Annotated in this window: 19 protein-coding genes; 11 read left to right on the top strand and 8 right to left on the bottom strand. The window is 51.3% G+C overall.

Features of this window, described 5'->3' with window-relative positions; genetic code table 11:
• Positions 1-86 precede the first annotated feature (86 nt).
• The 5 genes from Q0R57_RS01460 to dapB are packed head-to-tail and all read right to left on the bottom strand — an operon-like array spanning position 87 to position 5,510.
• Positions 87-2,081 (bottom strand): helix-hairpin-helix domain-containing protein, encoded by a 1,995-nt coding sequence (locus tag Q0R57_RS01460; protein WP_294743232.1) that lies wholly within the window; start codon positions 2,079-2,081, stop codon positions 87-89.
• Positions 2,078-2,701 (bottom strand): WbqC family protein, encoded by a 624-nt coding sequence (locus Q0R57_RS01455; RefSeq protein WP_294743231.1) that lies wholly within the window; start codon positions 2,699-2,701, stop codon positions 2,078-2,080. Before Q0R57_RS01455 ends, Q0R57_RS01460 begins: the two co-directional genes overlap by 4 nt.
• Positions 2,698-3,237 carry a signal peptidase I gene (lepB, locus tag Q0R57_RS01450; RefSeq protein ID WP_294743227.1) on the bottom strand — a complete coding sequence of 180 codons (540 nt, stop codon included), beginning with the start codon at positions 3,235-3,237 and terminating at the stop codon, positions 2,698-2,700. The genes Q0R57_RS01455 and lepB (Q0R57_RS01450) overlap by 4 nt, the downstream gene beginning before the upstream one ends.
• On the bottom strand, positions 3,234-4,751 hold the full coding sequence (lepB, locus tag Q0R57_RS01445; protein WP_294743224.1) for a signal peptidase I: 1,518 nt from the start codon (positions 4,749-4,751) through the stop codon (positions 3,234-3,236). Before lepB (Q0R57_RS01445) ends, lepB (Q0R57_RS01450) begins: the two co-directional genes overlap by 4 nt.
• Positions 4,752-4,796: 45 nt before the next feature.
• Positions 4,797-5,510: a 4-hydroxy-tetrahydrodipicolinate reductase gene (gene dapB, locus Q0R57_RS01440; protein ID WP_294743222.1), complete on the bottom strand. Its 714-nt coding sequence runs from the start codon at positions 5,508-5,510 to the stop codon at positions 4,797-4,799.
• A 143-nt stretch (positions 5,511-5,653) separates the two neighbouring features.
• Between dapB and rnr the strand changes: the two genes are divergently transcribed.
• From rnr to Q0R57_RS01425, 3 genes are read left to right on the top strand one after another with little or no spacing between them, the layout of a single operon-like run.
• A complete protein-coding gene (rnr, locus tag Q0R57_RS01435; RefSeq protein ID WP_294743220.1) occupies positions 5,654-7,873 on the top strand; it encodes a ribonuclease R in 2,220 nt (739 codons plus the stop codon).
• A gap of 21 nt (positions 7,874-7,894) precedes the next feature.
• On the top strand, positions 7,895-8,554 hold the full coding sequence (locus Q0R57_RS01430; RefSeq protein ID WP_294743218.1) for a hemolysin III family protein: 660 nt from the start codon (positions 7,895-7,897) through the stop codon (positions 8,552-8,554).
• An 18-nt stretch (positions 8,555-8,572) separates the two neighbouring features.
• On the top strand, positions 8,573-9,403 hold the full coding sequence (locus Q0R57_RS01425) for a hypothetical protein (RefSeq protein WP_294743214.1): 831 nt from the start codon (positions 8,573-8,575) through the stop codon (positions 9,401-9,403).
• Here Q0R57_RS01425 and Q0R57_RS01420 read toward each other — a convergent pair.
• The 3 genes from Q0R57_RS01420 to Q0R57_RS01410 form a co-directional block, all read right to left on the bottom strand.
• On the bottom strand, positions 9,381-10,205 hold the full coding sequence (locus Q0R57_RS01420; protein ID WP_294743211.1) for an ABC transporter ATP-binding protein: 825 nt from the start codon (positions 10,203-10,205) through the stop codon (positions 9,381-9,383). The genes Q0R57_RS01425 and Q0R57_RS01420 overlap by 23 nt on opposite strands.
• Entirely contained in the window at positions 10,195-11,217 is a 1,023-nt protein-coding gene (locus Q0R57_RS01415; RefSeq protein ID WP_294743210.1) for a transglutaminase domain-containing protein, read from the bottom strand. Before Q0R57_RS01415 ends, Q0R57_RS01420 begins: the two co-directional genes overlap by 11 nt.
• Before the next feature lie 428 nt (positions 11,218-11,645).
• Complete coding sequence (locus Q0R57_RS01410) at positions 11,646-12,149, bottom strand: hypothetical protein (RefSeq protein WP_294743208.1); 504 nt, start codon at positions 12,147-12,149, stop codon at positions 11,646-11,648.
• 263 nt (positions 12,150-12,412) lie between these two features.
• Here Q0R57_RS01410 and Q0R57_RS01405 point away from each other — a divergent pair, with 263 nt between their 5' ends.
• The 8 genes from Q0R57_RS01405 (at position 12,413) to Q0R57_RS01370 (ending at position 19,963) form a co-directional block, all read left to right on the top strand.
• Positions 12,413-12,775: a BlaI/MecI/CopY family transcriptional regulator gene (locus Q0R57_RS01405; RefSeq protein ID WP_294743206.1), complete on the top strand. Its 363-nt coding sequence runs from the start codon at positions 12,413-12,415 to the stop codon at positions 12,773-12,775.
• Positions 12,776-12,800: 25 nt separating this feature from the next.
• A complete protein-coding gene (locus Q0R57_RS01400) occupies positions 12,801-14,204 on the top strand; it encodes a M56 family metallopeptidase (RefSeq protein WP_294743204.1) in 1,404 nt (467 codons plus the stop codon).
• A 185-nt stretch (positions 14,205-14,389) separates the two neighbouring features.
• Positions 14,390-14,995, top strand: a complete 606-nt coding sequence (locus Q0R57_RS01395) for an FKBP-type peptidyl-prolyl cis-trans isomerase (protein ID WP_294743202.1) — start codon at positions 14,390-14,392, stop codon at positions 14,993-14,995.
• Positions 14,996-15,030: 35 nt separating this feature from the next.
• Positions 15,031-15,900 (top strand): FKBP-type peptidyl-prolyl cis-trans isomerase, encoded by an 870-nt coding sequence (locus Q0R57_RS01390; RefSeq protein WP_294743200.1) that lies wholly within the window; start codon positions 15,031-15,033, stop codon positions 15,898-15,900.
• A gap of 7 nt (positions 15,901-15,907) precedes the next feature.
• Positions 15,908-16,798, top strand: a complete 891-nt coding sequence (locus Q0R57_RS01385) for an FKBP-type peptidyl-prolyl cis-trans isomerase (protein WP_294743197.1) — start codon at positions 15,908-15,910, stop codon at positions 16,796-16,798.
• Positions 16,799-16,882: 84 nt separating this feature from the next.
• Entirely contained in the window at positions 16,883-17,353 is a 471-nt protein-coding gene (locus tag Q0R57_RS01380; protein WP_294743194.1) for an Lrp/AsnC ligand binding domain-containing protein, read from the top strand.
• A 1-nt stretch (position 17,354) separates the two neighbouring features.
• Positions 17,355-19,118 (top strand): membrane dipeptidase, encoded by a 1,764-nt coding sequence (locus Q0R57_RS01375; protein WP_294743191.1) that lies wholly within the window; start codon positions 17,355-17,357, stop codon positions 19,116-19,118.
• A 41-nt stretch (positions 19,119-19,159) separates the two neighbouring features.
• Positions 19,160-19,963: a gluconate 5-dehydrogenase gene (locus Q0R57_RS01370; protein ID WP_294743189.1), complete on the top strand. Its 804-nt coding sequence runs from the start codon at positions 19,160-19,162 to the stop codon at positions 19,961-19,963.
• Positions 19,964-20,001: the final 38 nt, after the last annotated feature.

Below are 20,001 nucleotides of genomic sequence, written 5' to 3'. Positions count from 1 at the left end.
TGTGGGTGCAAAGGTACTAATAAGCGCGCAAAATACCAAATTTTCGAGCAGCGAATATATGGAATGCTCCTGATGTTTCTTTGAACTTAGAATTTCCAGCGTAGCTGCAGGTCCAAATCGGTGGTATGCGCTTGTGCTATCTGTTGTTGTCCTGTGCCGATGACAGAGCGGTCAAAATAGTTTGTGTAGCCTAGCTTTGCCGACAGTCGCAGGTTCTTGACAACGTCAGTACGAACATAGAAAGCCAGGCGGAGTCCCTCGCCATAGAACATCGGGAAGGCGATGTCGTGCTGCATCTGATGTTCGTAGAGATAGATGCGGCTGTTGTAATCATCGGTATTGAAATAACCTGTAGCCAGGTTCCACTGCCAGTTTTTCTGTTGCCACCCCAGATGCTCACTCACCATATAACCCTTGCAGGTAGTCTTATAGGCAGAATGCGTATAATCCAACTGAGTCTTGGTACTCCATGCCGTAGGATGGGTATAGGTAACGGATAGTCGTCCCCGGTGTTCGTTGTCAGGAATCAGTGCTGTTGCTTCTTCATTATTCTTCTGTCTCATACGCAGTCTGTGTCGTGCTTTTATGCCCCAGCGCTGTAACTGCCAGTCGCCCTGAAGCAGGAAGTCCCAAGCATGCGAGGTGTCCATCGCCTGATAGCGTGCCCAAGGGAAATAGGCATAGTCAGCATAGCCCTGCAGGTGCAGGTGTCCCATTGGTGTCCACGAGAATCCCAGGTAGAAGCCACTCTCGTTCTGGGCACGGGAGTTATCGCCGAAGCTATGTGCATGATAGCCCGTATAACGATAGCTGTAAAAACGTTGCAGCGCCATTAGACTGAGCGCACTCGATGGCTGAAAGCTAAGAGAATGAATGGTGGCTAGCGCACCATGACGGTCTGTAGCCGTCTCGCCGTTCAGCGAGAAGCGGTGGTGCGTATAGCCGTAGTCCAAGCTCGCATTGAAGAAGTGTTCACCCTGCGGATAGTATCTGCGATAGATGACAGAGGTATCAGGCTGTAGCTTGCGATCCAGCGTTGTCAATACAGCATGAGCCCCCAGATGCAGTCCACCCTGTCTGAAGCTGATGCTGCCCCCAAGGTCCGTCTCGTGGGTGTTGCCTTTCTTCTCGTATTCCGTCGGTGTGCGGTGATAGCCGCTGGTGATGATGGTAGTTGCCGAGCCGTCATCATTGAGGGTGGCATCCAGTGGACGGTAAGAGGCAAAGAGTGTGACGGAAAGCGGTTGTAATACTCTCAGCGTTGCCGCAGCCCCCTGGAAATAGTCGGCCTCAGAACGTGAGCTGTGGACGCGCAGCGTGTTCGTTTGTCGTCCCAGCTTTTGCAGCATGGATAGCTTTCCCAGCGAGAAACTGGTGTTGAGCACCAGTCCTAAACCCGTAGAGACCTTGTATTTTCCGACGATAGCATTCTCCAGACATCCCAGTCGCTGCACCTGTATATAATAAGAATAGGTGTCGTAGCCCCAGGAGTTACGCTGTCCGAAAAACGGTTCGCCAGCATCCTGAGCGCCTATCAGTCCTGCCTTCACATAGTTGCCATACGAGAACTCATAGCGCAGTGAGTGACGGTATTTATATCCCAGATAACCCTGTTCATCGCCTTTCCGCTGATAAAAAGGGATGCGTCCTGTTGCCGTCAGCGTATGTCGGCCCTCTCTGGCAATAGTTGACCATCGTGGAAAGGACGTTGTGTCTTCTGTCTTTTCCTCCAGCGTGATGAAGAAAGGCAGCAACGCCAGCTCACGCTGTCCCATGGACTTCAGCATACGCAGCTCTCCGAAAGAGCGCATAGGTCCATAGCGATAAAGATACTCCATCATCTCCTCTATCTGCTGTTCAGAAAGGAAAGGTAACTGCTCCAGCTCCTCATAACTGGTGCTGTTCAGGTCGATGGGATGTGCCGCCAGTTGCTGCAGACATTCATAATCCTCTGTCAGCTCCTCTTCGTCCATATCCTCAGGGTTGGAGATGTCGTGCCATACTTGTTCCCATGTCGGCTGTTGCTGTGCAAAGGCCGTCATTCCGCATAACAGACACAGGATAACAAGCCAATGTTTCATAGATAGAAGATACTTTCCGGACCCATGTTAAACAGGAGGTCCAAGATGCTGAGGTTGGGCAGGAAGCCGTATTTCTGCTGGTAGACCTGATAATAGGGGCGGGGTATGAAGTCGGGGTCATCGCCAGGATGCTTGGGATTGATGACCTCCCGGAAATCGGCGGGGTGGTGGGGCGTGTATTCTGTGGTGTGGTGGATGGTGGGGTGGATATCGAGTAGCTCGCACATTTTCCGACAGATGGCATCGTTATAGTCAGTGAGGCGTTCCCAGTTGTGCTCCGTGAAGAAAGGACGCAGGTCGTCCTCATAGTACTCAAAGAATGGTGACTCGCCATAAGCCGACTGCAAAGCCTGCCAATGCAGATGGCGCCAGTTGCCGTGATTGCTGATTCTTTGGTTGAAAGTTGAAAGTTGAAAGTTGAAAGAGGATAGTTCTCCTGCATGACAAACAGGCACCGTCAGTGCCTGAATGCCGTTGGTAGTGGCAATAAGGCAACGGTTGCGAAAGGTCTGTTTCGGGAAGGTCTCATACTGTTCAATGAGTACGCTATCATAGCGATACAGCTTCTGATACCATTGAACAGGTCCGAAGTATGTGGTTGACAACAGGGCGGTGGTCATAGGGGCAGGAATGTTCTACTGGTGCGCCAGCCCTTCCAGAACGACTCTTGCGGGTCAAGGCTGTATACCACCATGAAGGCTCGTCCGATGATACGCTCTTCGGCAATGAAGCCCAGTGTATGCGAGTCGATGGTGTTGTCGGGATTGATAGACTCCATCCAGTAATAGTCGCCATCGGCACAGTCGCTGAGGCTGGGCACGATGAGTGTCTGTCCCTCGTGGACGACAGAGTCGCCAGGCAATGCGGCACAGCGACAGATGAGAATCTGACTGTTGTCCTGTGGATGTTCAAACGCCACCAGGTCGCCTTTGCATACCGGATGGCGAACGATGCGTCCATAACCGAAGAAGCTCTCCTTTCCTCCTACTCGCAGGCCGTAGCTCCATCTGTTCACCATGATTCGATCGCCCGCCTGGAATGTTGGTTCCAGACTGCTACCGTCGATGGTGTAGATGGTGACACCCGCTATCCTGATAACCATCATCAGCACGAAGGCTATCAGGAATGCCAGTAGGAATCGGAGGGTCTTCTTCATTTGATATTCTCAACCAAGTTGAACAGGCGGCTCCAGCGGATGCCACCGCTGAAGAGACCACGGTCTGGGTCGCTGCTCCACCAGATAAAGATAGGTTTACCCACGATATGATCCTCGGGCACAAAGCCCCAGTAGCGTGAGTCGGCAGAGTTATGACGGTTGTCACCCATCATCCAGTAGTAGTCCATCTTAAAGGTATAGCTGTCAGCCTTCTCACCATTAATAAATATCTGTCCATCACGCACCTCGAGGTCGTTTTTCTCATACACCTTGATGGGACGTTCGTAGATGGCGATATTGTCCAGGTTCAGTTTGATGGTAGCATCCTTCTTTGGAATCCAGATGGGACCGTAGTTGTCGCGTGTCCAGTCTTTCACCATATTCAGCGGGTAGAGCTCTGCAGGGTTGCTCTCTGTCACAGGCGAGATGGCCTGTACCAGGTCCTTACGTGAGGCCAACACCTGAGCCGTTGCCTCTGTCATCGGCATGATGACGCGGTTGTTGCGGAACTGCTGTGTCAACTGTATCTGTCCTTCGCTACGGAAGTATTTGCGGTCTGCGTCGCTCAGTCCCAGATCCTCACAGGTGATGCCGTTCTCCTCGCAGAAGTCGCTGGTGATGGTAGCACCGTCGTTGAACAGCACATCATAGCTGTACTGCACGTTGTCTGGCTCTTTGTTGGCTTTGCCGTTCAGATAGACGATGTGATTGATAATCTGAAGCGTGTCGCCAGGCAGACCCACGCAGCGTTTCACGTAGTTCTCTCTGCGGTCTGTGGGACGATAGCCGATATCGCCAAACGTATTTCTGTTGAGCACCAGATACTGTCTTCCCCAGTTGTAATATTCGGCAAAACGCTTCATCTGCTCTGTACGTGACAGCGAGTCGATGGGTGCTGCCTGAGGATTAATCTGTTCGTGATAGATCTTTGTGCCGTAGTCATAGCACATGCGATAGTACTCCGTCTGATAGGGATAGTTAGCGCAGATGGTATCGCCGGCGGGATAGTTGAACACCACGATGTCGTTGAGTTCCACCTTACCTAATCCTGGAACACGACGGTATTCCCAATGGGGCCATTCGATATACGACTTCAGGTCGCCGATAGGCAAGGTGTGCTGTGTCAAAGGCACGGTGAGCGGGGTCTCAGGAATACGTGGACCGTAGCTCACCTTCGACACGAAGAGGTAGTCGCCAGTCAGCAGCGACTTCTCCAGTGATGATGAAGGGATGACGTAGTTCTGGAAGAAGAACTGGTTGATGAAATAGACAGCCACCAATGCAAAGACGATGGCATCGACCCACGACATCACCGTGCGCATGGGACCCTCAAGGTCCTGCCACCACTTCCAGTTAATCTTCTTGGTGATATAGGCATCGTAGATAAAGGGAATGACCAGCAGTCCCAACCACGATTTCACCCAGTAAAGGAAGAGCAGATAGAGCACCATTACAATGATGAACTTGGCCCACTGCTTCTTCATATTCAGTTTGGCTTTTTCTCTTTTTTCCATAATTCTTTTAACTTCTTCTATCTCCTTCTAGCTTCTTTAACTCCCTTAGAAAGAAAACATATCGCTGATGGTCAGCAGACCCTGATGGTCCTTGGTATATTCGGCAGCGAGTACGGCACCGAGGGCAAAACCCCTGCGACTGTGTGCATCGTGGGTGATGGTGATGATGTCGGCATCCGAGTCATAGCGGATGGTATGGATACCGGGCACCTCACCTCTGCGGATATGGTCTACACGCAGGTACTTCTTGTCTGTCGTATCTTCCTTCCAGGCCTCCTTGCGGTCTATGGCCTCCACAATCTCCTCGGCCAGGGTGATGGCGGTGCCACTGGGGTGGTCGAGCTTATGCACGTGGTGCGTCTCTTCCATCTCAACGTCGTACTGGGGAAACTGGTTCATAATCTTGGCCAGATAACGGTTCACGGCTGAGAAGATGGCTACACCTATCGAGAAGTTCGAGGCCCAGAACAGCGTCTTGCCGTTCTCACAAGCCTGACGGACATCGTCGCCATGTTCTTTCATCCAACCTGTAGAGCCGGAAACAACCTTTACACCCTTGGCCCACGCCTTCAGATAGTTGCCGTAGGCTGCCTGTGGCGCCGTAAATTCAATGGCAACATCGGCCGATGCAAAGGCCTCGCTCTCAAACTCCTGTTGGTTGTCAATATCAATGATACTCACAATCTCATGGCCGCGGCTCAGGGCTATCTCTTCTATCATCTTACCCATTTTGCCGTAGCCGATTAAAGCTATTTTCATTTTAATTCGAATTAAAAACGGTGCAAAGTTACAACTTTTTTAGGGAGTAAAGGAGTTAAAGGAGTTAAAGGGAGTTAAAGGACAATAGTTTTGCAAAAAAAAGATGTATCTTTGTGGCAAATATAAACCAAAAAGCGACGATTATGGGGAAAAAAGGCGGTAAACGATTGAACAAACGTATGGTTGCCGATGCCGTACAGGCATTGTTCCAGGCCCATCCTGGTGAGACACTGGGTTTTAAACAGATATTCAAGGCGCTGAAGCTAGATACTCATCCTGCTAAGATGCTGGCCATCGACGTGATGGAGGAGATGGCGTGGGACGACTATCTGTCGAAGGTCTCCGACAGCTCGTATAAGCTGAACCTGAAGACGCAGGTGCAGGAGGGAACCTTTATCCGCAAGGCCAACGGCAAGAACTCGTTCCAGCCCGACGATGGCGGCAAGCCTGTCTTTGTGGCAGAGCGCAACTCGATGTTTGCCCTCAATGGCGACCGTGTGAAGGTGGCTTTCATGGCCCGTCGTCAGAACCATATCAAGGAGGCTATCGTTACCGAGATCCTGGAGCGTAAGCACGACCAGGCGGTAGGTATCCTGCAGGTGGAGAAGGACTTTGCTTTCCTCAATGCCGAGGGCAACTTCTTTGTGAGTGACATCCTCATTCCCAAAAAGAAGCTGAAGGGCGGCAAGACTGGCGAGAAGGCTGTGGTGAAGATTACGCAGTGGCCTTCTGCTGAGTCGAAGAATATCGTTGGTGAGGTCATCGACGTCTTAGGCAAGCAGGGTGAGAACAACGTGGAGATGCATGCCATCCTGGCACAATACGGTCTGCCCTATAAATATCCCAAGAAGGTGGAGGATGCCGCCCAAAAGATCAACGCCGAGATCTCGGCTGAGGAGATTGCCCGTCGTGAGGACTTCCGTGATGTCTTCACCTGCACCATCGACCCCAAGGATGCCAAGGATTTCGACGATGCCCTGAGTATTCGCCAAACTTCCAACCTCAAATCTCAAACCTCAAACCTCTACGAGGTAGGCGTTCACATCGCTGACGTCTCTCACTACGTCACCGAAGGCAGCACGATAGACCGCGAAGCCGAACAGCGTGCCACAAGCGTCTATCTGGTAGACCGCACCATCCCTATGTTGCCAGAGCGCCTCTGTAACTTCATCTGTTCGCTGCGCCCTGACGAAGAGAAGCTCTGCTATAGCGTCATCTTCATCATGGACGAGGAGGCCAACATCAAGGACTGGCACTTGGCTCATACCGTCATCAAGAGTAATCGCCGATATGCCTATGAGGAAGTGCAGGAGATTCTTGAGTTGAAAGTTGAAAGTGGAAAGTTGAAAAGTAAAAGTGACACTGATCCCTATGCCAAAGAGTTGCGTTTACTTGATAAGATGGCGAAGAAGTTGCGCGAGCGCCGGTTCAAGAATGGAGCCGTGAAGTTCGACAGGGAAGAACTGCACTTCGATATTGATGACGATGGCAAGCCCACACGTTGCTACTTTAAGAAGTCTACAGATGCCACCCAACTCATCGAGGAGTTCATGCTGCTGGCCAATCGCACCGTAGCCGAGTTTATTGGTAGGAAAGAGGATAGAGGAAAGAAGAAAGAGGAAGGTGGAAAGGCTCAAACCAAGGGTAAGACCTTCGTCTATCGTATCCACGATCAGCCCGACCCACAGAAGCTGGAGAACCTACGTACAGCGTTGGCACCTTTTGGTTATAAGGTGAAGACCAGCGGCACCAAGGGTGCCATCTCTAAGAACCTCAACAAGCTGATGGAGGATGCTCAGGGCGAACGTGAGCAGAAGCTGGTGGAGACACTCACCCTGCGGGCTATGATGAAGGCTAAGTACTCGACGCATAACATAGGTCACTATGGTCTGGCCTTCGACTACTACACCCACTTCACCTCGCCTATCCGTCGTTATCCCGATACGATGGTGCACCGCCTGCTCACCCGCTATCAGGACGGGGCACGTAGCGCCAATCAGGATCACTACGAGGAGCTGTGCGAACACTGTAGTCAGATGGAGCAGACTGCCCAGAATGCGGAGCGCGACTCTATCAAATATAAGATGGTGGAGTTTATGGCCGACAAAGTGGGCTTGGAATTCGATGCGCATATCAGCGGCGTACAGTCGTATGGCCTCTACTGCGAGATTGACGAGAACCACTGTGAGGGTCTGGTGGGTATGCACGACCTCGATGGCGACTATTATGAGTTCGACGAACGCAACTACTGCCTGGTAGGACGCCGTCATCATAAGAAATACCAGCTGGGCGATGCCGTCCGCATAAAGGTGGCTCGTGCCAACATCGAGAAACGACAACTCGACTTCCTCCTCGCTGACTAAACCATAAACCTCCAACCTCAAATGTCAATAAGGTACACAAAGAAGGAAGAAATCTGGAATACTTGGTCCCACGCCGGCGGTGCTATCATGGCCGGCGCCGTGGGCATCGCTTTTATCATCGTGGTGTGTCTGGGCAATATGGACCGCATGTGGGCCGGCATTGGTGTGGGCCTCTACCTCTTAGGTATGACAGGCAGCTACCTGGCCTCTACCATCTATCACGCCCTGAAGCTCAGGAACCCCTGGCGAGAACGTATGCGTAAGTGGGATCATGCCGCCATCTATTGGCATATTGCCGGCTCCTATTCCCCCATCACGCTGATGGCGATGCGAGATCATGGTATGTGGGGCTGGATGCTCTTCACGTTTGTATGGTCCTGTGCCATCATTGGCACCGTTATTAGCTTCATCAAACTCAAGGACCATTCCAACATCGAGACGGCCTGCTTCTGTATCATGGGACTCAGCGTGCTGGTAGCCTTCAAACCGCTCCTCGACACCGTATCTACCAATGCCTTTGTGTGGATTGTGCTCGAGGGCATCTTCTATATCACGGGTGCCGTGTTCTATTCGTTCAACAAGACGAAATACATGCATACCGTATTCCATTTCTGTGTCCTCGCAGGCAGCATCTGCCATATCGTTGCCGTTTGGGACATCCTTATTCGCGACATTTTCTAAACAAACAAAACATAACCTATGAGAACAACTAAACTAACCCAAATGCTGATGGCAGTATTGCTGCTTACAGCGTGTGCCCAATCCTCCCGACTGAAAAGTATCGTGGAAAGTGAAAACGCCACTTGCCCCTATGAACTCGAGGAAGATGTGACTGTTAACAGTGTGGAGCTGACGGATGAAAATACTGTCACCTACTATATTGAGCTGGCAAACCATTTCGATTATCTAATTGATGACGAAGAGTCTAAAGAGATTCTTCATGACGGACTGTTGCACTGGTTTACCGATGGTGACTCGCCGTTTGATGAAGTTGTGAATGCCGTTATCAATGAAGAAGGCTACATAAGCTGTGAAGTGCAGAACTCTAAGGGAGATTCTTGGAATTGTGAGTTCTCAGCCTATAAGCTCAAAAAAGGCAAGGAAGAGAATGACGATATTATCGACAGCGACGACAGCAGCGATGACGACGTAGATATAGACGAGATGGACGACGACACGGTGGAAGAAATGCTGAAGTTGGGCATTAAGGAGGCCGATAACAATATGCCCGAGGATTTGGGCGACGGTCTGACGATGAAGTCCATCCGGCTGAAGGACGCCAACCTGGTTTACACTATTGAGTGCGATGAGGACGAGGTTTCCATCGAATCATTGAAACTGGCGAAAAAAGAGATGAAGACAGCTATGGTTGATATGGTGAAGGAGGGCGACGACGACATAATCTTCATCTGCAAGGCACTGGTAAGAACCAATCGTGGCATGGACTACAAATATGTGGGCGACGTCTCACGCGAGTCCCTCACTATCCATCTGACAACCCAAGATCTCAAGCGTGCGTTAGGACTCTGACACTTAGTGTCTCACGGTCAAACGCCACATCCCCACCTCTTTCTATAAACTGGCTCAAGGCTCCGCTTTGTGCCAGTTCGTGTGGTGTTCCTATCTGGAGTTCTTTCCTCTTTCCACTTTCCTCTTTCCTCTTTCCACTTTTAGTCATCAGCCAGATGGTATCTGCCACCTGCAGCGCCAGTTCCAGGTCGTGTGTCGACAGGAATATCGTTTTCTGCGCCTCGCGACTGATGCGCCTCAACAGCAACAGCATATCCACCTTGCTGGGATAGTCGAGGAAGGCCGTTGGCTCATCGAGGAAGATGACGGGTGTCTGCTGCGCCAGCGCCTTAGCTATCATCACTTTCTGTCGCTCACCGTCGCTCAGCGTCTGCACCATCCGGTCTTTCAGCGGCTCAATGCCTATCAGTGCGATGGCTTCATGGCAGGCTTTGCGGTCAGCTTCGTTCAGTCGGCCCCAGAAGCCCGTGTAGGGTGCTCGTCCCATCTCCACCAGTTCCATCACCGTCATCTGCTGCACGTCGGGTTTCTCTGTCAGCACGATGCCGATGGTGCGTGCCAGCTCACGTTCGCTATAGCTCTCCAGCTCACGGCCCCCAATCATAATGCTGCCGCTGAGTTTGGGCTGAAAGGCAGCCAGTGTCCTCAGTAGCGTCGATTTTCCTATGCCGTTCTCGCCTAGCAGGCATGTCAGTTGTCCGCGTTGCAACTGGGCCGTCAGCCCTTCAGCCACCACTCTGACGCTTTGCTTTGACCTGTAGCCAATGCTCAGGTCGTTCAGTTCCACAGAATTATTGTTCATTCACCAACTTCTTGAGTCTTGATACCTTATGTGCAGCATTTATCTTACAATCTTCGTTGTCGCTCGAATACCAGTAATAAAAATCCTGCAGGATATCCACGTTCAGATCATTCTCCGAGTCATAACCGAAGTCATAGCAGAAGTCCTGCATCAGGATGATGCACTCACCGTCGTACTTGCCGAAGAAATCGCCCTTCGGGTTACCATTCTTATAGGTAGCATCCAGTGGAACCCAGCCATAGCCCTCCAGGTAGAAGTCCACCCACACATGATAGCCGCCGCCCACTGTCACGCAGATGTTATGACGTGAGGGTATGCCCTTATAGCGCAGCAGGTTCACCACCAGTGTTGAGAAGTCGCCGCACTCACCGCCGCCATCCTTCAGTATCTGCTCCAGCGTGCGCCACGGGCCTTTGATATATTTGAAGTTCGAAGCCACATACTCATAGCAGCGGCGTGCATAGTCTATCACGTCTTCCGACTCAGCCCACAGCATGTCGCCAGTCTTCACGATATAGGGGTTCGACGTCACGATATACTCACCTCTGTCGCCCAGATACAGCTTGCAGGGCTCACTCTTAGGGTCGTAGGGCTGAATATTGTTGATTTTCGACACATCCACCACCATCTTCTTCGTGTGTATGTCGAATGTTGTCTCCATGATATATTCCGTGCTCACAAACTCATCACGGTCCACATAGAGTGCCTTGTTACCGTAGTTTTTGTCCGTCAGCACCTTTCCCTCAATATAGTTCAAGTTCTCTACCGTTTGGTAGATGTTCGACTGGGGTAGGGGCATCAGTGCCGAGAACTTAATGATGTGTCCGCTGCCTGACTTCTTAAACGTCACCTTGTTCGACATCTGCCAATTCTCCACATTGGCCGTCTGTATCGTAGGTCCTTGTATCAGGTCGTCGGCCTCCTCGTTCTGGCTACACGACGTCACCATCAGTCCCCACAACCCCCAGCAAACTATCGCTGCCAGCAAGCTCCATTGTCTCATCTTTTCCATATTTATAGTTTTTATTTCTGCAAAGGTACAACTTTTTCAGGCAACTGCAAAATTTTTCGGGAAAAAGAACAGGAGACCCATGCGGCGTTCCCTGCTTTATTATAAAATAAAATAGGTATATAAGTTCGATTGGCAAGTTGTCCTCCTCATCCTCATCGTCCCAGTCATCGTAGCGACGATTTTCTCACTTACTCATTTAAGACATTTGGGATAGGATACTCATACCTTATTCATACCTCATTCATGGCTTATTCTTGGCCTTGGAGATAGAGTTCGCATAGAGAGGTCTATGAGAGGTCTATGAGAGGTCCATGAGAAGTCCATGAGAAGTCCATGAGCAAATATCGGGCAAGGTTTGAGGTATTTTGACCTGAATAGAAGCCCTATCATGTGAATTTATTCGTGTTCCGCAAAAATGAAGAAAGAGGTCAATAATCGTTGAGGATCTCCTGTAGGCGTTCCTTGCGATTCTTCTTGGGACCCTTCTTCCATTTCTTGGGGATGAGGTAGCCGAGGAGGCCGAAGAGGTTGCCGTTAGGCTGGGCACCCGCCAGCTGTAGCTCGCTCTTGGGCAGTTGGAAGCGCTTGTTGAGCTCGGTGTAGTCTTCCACCTCGGGTGCCTTGCCGAAAATTACCACCTCTTTAATATTTAGAAGCTTTGAGAGGAGGAAGATGGTGTCGTGCACCTCGTTGAGGTTGATGAGTCGGCTCTCGTAGTTGACATGTGAGAAGATGAGACTGCGACAGGTGTCGGGCACAGTGACGAAGCCGAGGGTGTCGGCCTGCGTAGTGAGTCCGTTGCCTACGACGTTGGCGCCGCCGACGGGTGCGTTGGTTTCGTAATCTACGACAACCAGCCGTCTCTGGGCAGAGACAGCCTGACAGCACATGAGGGCTGTGACGATGAGTAAAAGTCCGTATGTCGTCTTCATCGGGTGCAAAGTTAGAGAAGGGTAGTGAGGTGTACAAATTATTTTGAGCTATTTAGCCATTATCAAGTCGGATTAACTTAAAAAGTGCACAACTTGTGTGAACAACTAAGAAAATGGGCAGTTTCTTCTTAAGAAACATTAAAAACTAAAGCTTTTAGTTGCATAGAACTAAATTTTTTAGTTACTTTGCAGCGGATACAGATACTGACGCAATTCTGATGAAAGATAAAGCGTTGCACTTTAGAATAGAATTAATTTCAGATATGAAAAGGCTGACAACGAAAGAAAAGGAAATCATGGACCTGTACTGGGAGCACGGGCCGATGTTTGTGAAGGAGCTCTTGGAGTATTACGACGAGCCGCGTCCTCACTTCAACACGCTATCGACAACGGTACGCATACTGGAGAAGAAGGGATTCCTGGATCACAAGCAGTATGGCACTACCTACCAGTACTACCCCACGGTGACTGAGAAGGAATATGGACGTTCGAGCCTGGCCGGTGTCATCAAGAACTATTTCGGCGACTCGTACCTGAGTGCCGTCAGCAGTTTCGTAAAAGAAGAGAAGATATCGGTAGAAGAACTGAAAGAACTCATAGAACAAATAGAAGAATCAAAAGGTTAAGTTATAAACCTCAAATCAAGAAAGTATGATGGAGTTTCTGATATACGACCTGAAGGTAGCTGGCTGCGTGGCGGTATTTTATATGTTCTACCGCCTGATGCTGAGCCGCGAGACGTTGCATCGCATGAATCGTGTGGTGCTGCTATCCACTGCTGTGGCCTCGTTTGTGCTGCCGCTCTGTGTCATCACCGTCCATCATACGGTAGTGGTGCCGCAGACGACGGGTAGCGTGACTGCCGGACTGCCCATGATGGCAGTGGTAGAGGAGTCGCAACCCCTGTGGCAAGAGATGGTGCTGGCGCTGTTCTTTGCAGGCATCGCCGTCACGTTGGGCAAGATGCTGTGGTCGGTGGGTCAGGTGGTGAGCCTGATACGTCGCAGCGAGTGCCATCCGCAGGCCGACGGCACCATCGTTGCCGTTACCGACAAGGATGTGTCGCCCTTCAGCTGGATGCGCTACATCGTGCTCAACCGAAAAGATTACGAAAGTCCGGACCCGGCCATTATGGCCCATGAACGGGGACATATCAGCAAGCGTCACTCGCTCGACGTGCTCCTCGTTGATACACTCACCGTGTTGCAATGGTTCAATCCTGCTATGTGGATGCTGCGCCAGGATCTGCGCGCCATCCACGAGTATGAAGCCGATGCAGCGGTACTCTCTCAAGGCATCAATATGCGTCAGTATCAGTATCTACTTATCCAAAAAGCCGTCCGCGCCTGTGGGTACTCAGTCGCCAACGGTATTAGTCACAGTACCCTTAAAAACCGCATAAATATGATGCTTACCAATAAGAAATCTACACGCATGAGCTGGCTGAAAGTGCTTGCTCTGCTGCCCATCGTGGGTCTTGCCCTGGCGCTGAACGCCGAAACCGTGAACGACTATGTGTATGACAACAGCCAGCAGCAGCCACAGAAGAAGGTGGTGAAGAAAGGCAACGCCAATGCACAGGTGAAAGTGGGCTCGAAGACCGTTGAGGTGAAGAAGGTCCAGCCAGTCAAGACCGCCGAGAAGAAGACTGTAGAAAAGAAAACTACAGAGAAGAAAGCTGTGGAGAAGAAGCCTGTAGAGACGCAACCTGTGGTGGCAAAAGAAACGAGTGACCCCTCGAGAGTCTTCGACGTGGTGGAGGAGATGCCAAAGTTCCCTGGTGGTGACGAAGGTATGATGCAATTCCTGAATAGTGAGGTGAAATATCCCAAAGAAGCTTTGGAGAAGGGCACTCAAGGACGAGTGGTTGTGACGTTCATCGTCAACACAGACGGTAGTGTCTCCGATCCAAAGGTTGTCAAAAGTGTGAATCCCGCACTCGATGCCGAAGCCATCCGAGTTGTCAACGCGATGCCTAAGTGGACACCAGGCAAACAGAATGGTCATACAGTCCGTGTGAAGTTCACCATTCCCGTCACGTTCAGACTGAAATAGAGATATTCAACCGAATGACTTGTATGAAGACTTATCCCGCAGGCAGCGATGCCTGTGGGATTTTTTTTTGCCTTGAAGGCTTAAATAAAACTAATTTTTGGCTTGGGATGATACTCGTATCATGGAAAATGTTTAATTTTGCACGCAATTTTTGAGATTACACATTATTATATTTAAGAGAAAGCATGGATAAAGTAAGTTATGCCCTGGGTCTGGGCATCGGACAGCAACTGGCACAGATGGGTGCCACGGAATTGAACGTGGATGATTTTGCACAGTCAATCAAGGACGTGCTGAGCGGCAGCGAGCTGAAGGTGTCGCATCGTGAGGCACAGCAGATTGTGCAGGACTATTTCGCCAAGAAAGAGGCTGCCATGAATGCCGCACGTGCCGAGCAGGGTAAGGCTGCCAAGGAAGAAGGCGAGAAATATCTGAAGGAGAACGCCAAGAAGGAAGGCGTCATCACCACCCCCAGCGGTCTGCAGTATCAGGTGCTGAAGGAAGGCAACGGCAAGAAGCCTACCGCCAAGGACTCGGTGAAGTGTCACTATGAGGGTTTCCTCATCGACGGTACCGTGTTCGACAGCAGCGTACAGCGTGGTGAGCCCGCTGTATTTGGTCTGCAGCAGGTTATCGCTGGTTGGACCGAGGGTCTGCAGCTGATGCAGGAGGGTGGCAAGTATCGTTTCTTCATCCCCTACCGCCTGGCTTACGGCGAGGGTGGTGCAGGTGCCATGATTCCTCCCTTTGCCACTCTGATCTTCGATGTGGAGCTGATTGAGGTGATGTAATAGATTAAAGATTAAACATTAAAATATTAAAGACAATGAAAAAGTTTTTCTCTGTGGCTATCGTAGCCGCTGTGGTTGCAACGATGATGTCGTGTGGCAACAACCCCAAACCCAGTTTGAAGAATGATGTTGACACCCTGAGCTATGCCATCGGTGTGGTACAGAGCCAGGGCCTGATGGACTATCTGGCCAACGCCAAGGGCGTGGACACCACCTATATCGCAGAGTTCCTGCAGGGTGTGAACGATGGTGCAAAGGCTGGTGACGACAAGAAGAAGGCCGCCTACTTCGCTGGTATCGAGATTGGTCAGCAGATCTCTAACAACATGATGAAGGGTCTGAACTACAACCTGTTTGGTGAGGACTCTACCCAGAGCGTTTCTCTGAACAACTTCCTGGCTGGTTTCGTCAGCAGCGTTACTGGTAAGGACTGCAAGCTGACTGTAGCTCAGGCCGACTCACTGGCTCAGGTGCTGTTTGAGAGCATCAAGGCCAAGAGCGCTGAGAAGAAGTATGCCGCCAACAAGGAAGAGGGTGCCAAGTTCTTGGCAGAGAATGCCAAGAAGGAAGGTGTGCAGACCCTGCCTTGCGGTGTGCAGTACAAGGTGCTGAAGGAAGGTAATGGCGTGCTGCCTGTCGACACCAACGTGGTGGTAGTGAACTACGAGGGTAAGCTGATTGACGGTACCGTGTTCGACGCTTCTGCCAACCACGGTGACCAGCCCGCTGAGTTTGCTGTAACTCGCGTCATCAAGGGTTGGACCGAGGCTTTGAAGGCTATGCCTGTTGGTTCTGAGTGGGAGATCTATATCCCCGAGAACCTGGCTTACGGTGCCAATGGTCAGGGTAACATCCCTCCCTTCTCAACTCTGATCTTCAAGGTAGAACTCTTAGAGGTAAAGTAATGCGGGTATGAGAAAACTCATCCTTATAGCACTCGCCGTTCTGGCGAGTGCTTCGTTTAACAACGTCGACGCTGCTAAGAAGAAGACGAACGACAAGAAGGCACCTGCCATGAAGATGGCGGTGAAGCTTGCCAATAGCAGCGACTCGCTGAGCTATGCCGCTGGTGTGGTGGTGACCAACGGCCTGCTGCCCTATCTGCAGCGTCAGTTTGGTGTGGACACCACCTATATGGCCGATTTTATCGAAGGTTTCAACGAGGCGCTGGATAATATGAACGACCCTCGCATGAAGTCTCGTTTGGCAGGTATGCAGATTGCCAATCAGGTGACCGACCGTATGCTGGCCAGCATCAAGAGCGAGCTGGATAATGCCGTTGACTCAGTGGTTGACCCCCTGTTCTATCGTGGCTTCACCGACATCCTGATGAACGACACCACGGTGATGACTATGAAGAAGGCGCAGGGCATCCACGACCAGAAGATGAAGCACAACCAGGATGTGAAGACCGAGAAGCTGACGAAGGCCGGCAAGGACTTCCTGGCTCAGAACGCCAAGAAGCCCGGCATCAAGACCACTGCCAGCGGACTGCAGTATGAGGTGCTGAAGCAGGGCAACGGTGCTGTGCCCACGAAGACCGACAAGGTGAAGGTGAACTACGAGGGTAAGCTGATCGACGGTACCGTGTTCGACAGCAGCTACCAGCGCGGTGAGCCCGCCGTCTTTGGTCTGAACCAGGTCATCAAAGGCTGGACCGAGGGTATCGCCCTGATGCCTGTAGGTTCTAAGTGGCGCCTCTACATCCCCCAGGAGCTGGGCTATGGTGAGCGTCAGACCGGTAAGATTCCTCCCTACTCTACACTCATCTTTGATGTCGAATTGTTAGGTATAGAGAAATAAATTCGCACTTTTTTCGTAAAAAGGTTGCAAGTTTCAATAAAAAAGTGTACTTTTGCTATCAAAATGCAAAAGTACACTTTTTAAATGGATAAGATTGATAACTTAGACAAGAAAATACTGAGCATCTTGTCAAAAAATGCCCGCATCCCGTTTAAGGATGTAGCAGCAGAATGTAACGTGTCGCGTGCCGCCATCCATCAGCGAGTGCAACGCCTGATAGACAGCGACGTCATCACAGGTAGCGGATTCGATGTCAACCCCAAGTCGCTGGGCTACAGAACCTGCACCTATGTGGGACTCACGCTGGAGCGTGGTTCCATGTATAGAGAGGTGGTGAAGCGTCTGGAGCTGATTCCCGAGGTGGTGGAGTGTCATTTCACCACAGGTCCCTACACCATGATGGTGAAGCTCTATGCCCGCGACAACGAGCAGCTGATGCACCTCATCAACGGCCAGCTGCAGGAGATTCCTGGTGTGATGGCTACTGAGACACTCATCTCGTTGGAGCAGAGCATCAAACGTGAGATTCCCGTACACTTTGAGGAGATAGAATAATATGAAACAGTTTGATCTGAACGCCATTATGGCCGACATGCATCAGACGTTTCCTGTGGCACAGCATCGGCCAATCATTGGTATCACGGGCAATTACGGCGAGCTGACATGTAAACTCGGCGAGGGCTACTACAAGCAGGTGGTGGCAGCAGGAGGTGTGCCAGTCGTCATACCCCCTGTGGCAGATGCTGCCGTGCTGGCCAATACGCTCGACCATATCGACGCCCTGCTGCTGAGTGGTGGTGCCGACATCAACCCGCTCTATCAAGGCGAGGAGCCAGTACCCGGACTGGGAGGTATCAACAGCGAGCGCGACCTGCCCGAGTTGTTGATAACCCGCATGGCCTATAACCGCCAGTTGCCCATCTTAGGCATCTGCCGAGGCATCCAGACCTTGGTGACCGCCCTGGGGGGAAAGGTGGTTCAGGACCTGGGGTCCAATGGATCTAATGGGCTCATCAAGCATTCGCAGGATGCTGACCGCTCGGAGCCTACGCACAGCGTCACCATCGAAGAAGGCTCCACCTTATATAATATATACGGCGGTAGGAGTTACGTCAATTCCTTCCATCATCAGGCCGTAGGCGAGCCTGGTCCCAGTCTGCGGGTGGTGGCAAAAGCTGCCGATGGTGTGATTGAGGCGGTAGAGAGCACGGAGTTCAAGCCTATCGTGGGTGTGCAATGGCATCCCGAATGTATGGGCGAGAGTGGCCTGCCTATCTTTAAGTGGCTCGTTGACGAGGCTGCGAAGCATCAGGAGGTGAAGTGCCTGCATCATCATATACTGACCCTCGACACCCATTGCGACACCCCGATGTTCTTCCCACAGAACGTGGACTTCGGCAGTCGTGACTCCCGCATCCTGGTCGACCTGCATAAGATGACGGAGGGACGCCTCGATGCCACTATCATGGTGGCCTATCTGCCGCAGGACAGGTGGACGAAGGCTGAAGATAAGTGGTTGAAGGATCATGAAGGCTTTACGCCTAAGACCTTTGCTGATGATATCTTCGACAAGATAGAGCAGATGGTGGCTCGCAATAGTCAGTATCTGGCGCTGGCCCGCACGCCGCAACAGTTGTGGGACAACAAATGGGCTGGCAAGAAGAGCATCATGATAGGTATAGAGAATGGCTTAGCCCTGGAAGGAAAAGTAGAAAATATCCGCCATTTCAAGGAGCGCGGCGTGGTCTATATCACCCTGTGTCATAATGGCGATAATGATATCTGCGACTCGGCACGAGGCAGTCAGACACATGGTGGTGTCAGCGCCTTTGGCCGACAGGTCATAGGCGAGATGAACCGCCTGGGACTGATGGTAGACCTGAGTCATGCCCACGAGAAGAGCTTCTATGATGCTCTCGAACTGTCGAAGACACCTATTGTGTGCAGTCATAGCTCGGCACGTGCCCTGTGTGACCATCCCCGCAACCTGACAGATGACCAGATGCGGGCGCTGGCCCAGAAAGGTGGCGTCTGTCAGATCACCCTCTATAACGGTTTCCTGAAGAAAGATGGTCAGGCTACCATCCTCGACGCGATGGCACACCTGGAGCATGCTATCAGCGTGATGGGCATAGACCATGTGGGACTGGGTACCGACTTCGACGGCGATGGCGGCATCTGTGGACTGGCCAATGCCAGCGAGCTGACACTCTTTACCCGTCAGTTGTTGGCACGACGCTTCAGCGAGGCTGACATCCAGAAGATATGGGGTGGCAACTTCCTGCGTGTGATGCAACAGGTCCAGGAGGCAGCAGAATAGAAAAGTTCAAATTACTTATTAAATATCAAACAACAAATTTTATGGCAAATCTATTTTCATTGGAAGGTAAGAACGCGTGGATTACTGGCGCCTCTTACGGTATTGGATTCAACATCGCCAAAGCTTTCGTGGCTGCTGGCGCAAAGACCATCATCTTCAACGATATCAATCAGGAAGCCCTGCAGCGCGGTCTGGACAACTACAAAGAGGCCGGCATCGAGAATGTGAAGGGTTATGTGTGCGACGTGACGAAGGAAGACGACGTGAAGGCACTGGTGGACACCATTCATAAAGAGGTGGGACAGATTGATATCCTGGTGAACAACGCCGGTATCATCAAGCGTATCCCTATGCACGAGATGAAGCGTGCAGAGTTCCAGCAGGTCATCGACATCGACCTCGTAGGACCGTTTATCTGCTCTTCAGCTGTCATTCCCGAGATGATGGAGCGTCGTGAGGGTAAGATTATCAACATCTGCTCAATGATGAGTGAACTGGGTCGTGAGACCGTGTCGGCCTATGCTGCCGCCAAGGGTGGTCTGAAGATGCTGACCCGCAACATCTGCTCGGAGTATGGTGAGTATAACATCCAGTGTAACGGTATTGGCCCTGGCTATATCGCCACACCACAGACAGCTCCCCTGCGTGAACGTCAGGCTGACGGCTCGCGTCATCCCTTCGACTTGTTCATCTGTGCCAAGACACCCGCTGGTCGTTGGCTCGACCCTGCAGAGTTGGGTGGTCCCGCTGTGTTCCTGGCCTCTCATGCCTCTGACGCCGTCAACGGACATGTGCTCTATGTCGATGGAGGCATCCTGGCCTATATTGGCAAGCAGCCCAAATAAAAACGGTAAGATACTACAAACAGAAAAGGCACTCCCGA

This window comes from uncultured Prevotella sp., assembly GCF_946407605.1.
Classification (GTDB): Bacteria; Bacteroidota; Bacteroidia; order Bacteroidales; family Bacteroidaceae; genus Prevotella.
Note: the sequence above shows the minus strand (reverse complement) of the source record. Positions and strands in the feature narration are given on the sequence as shown.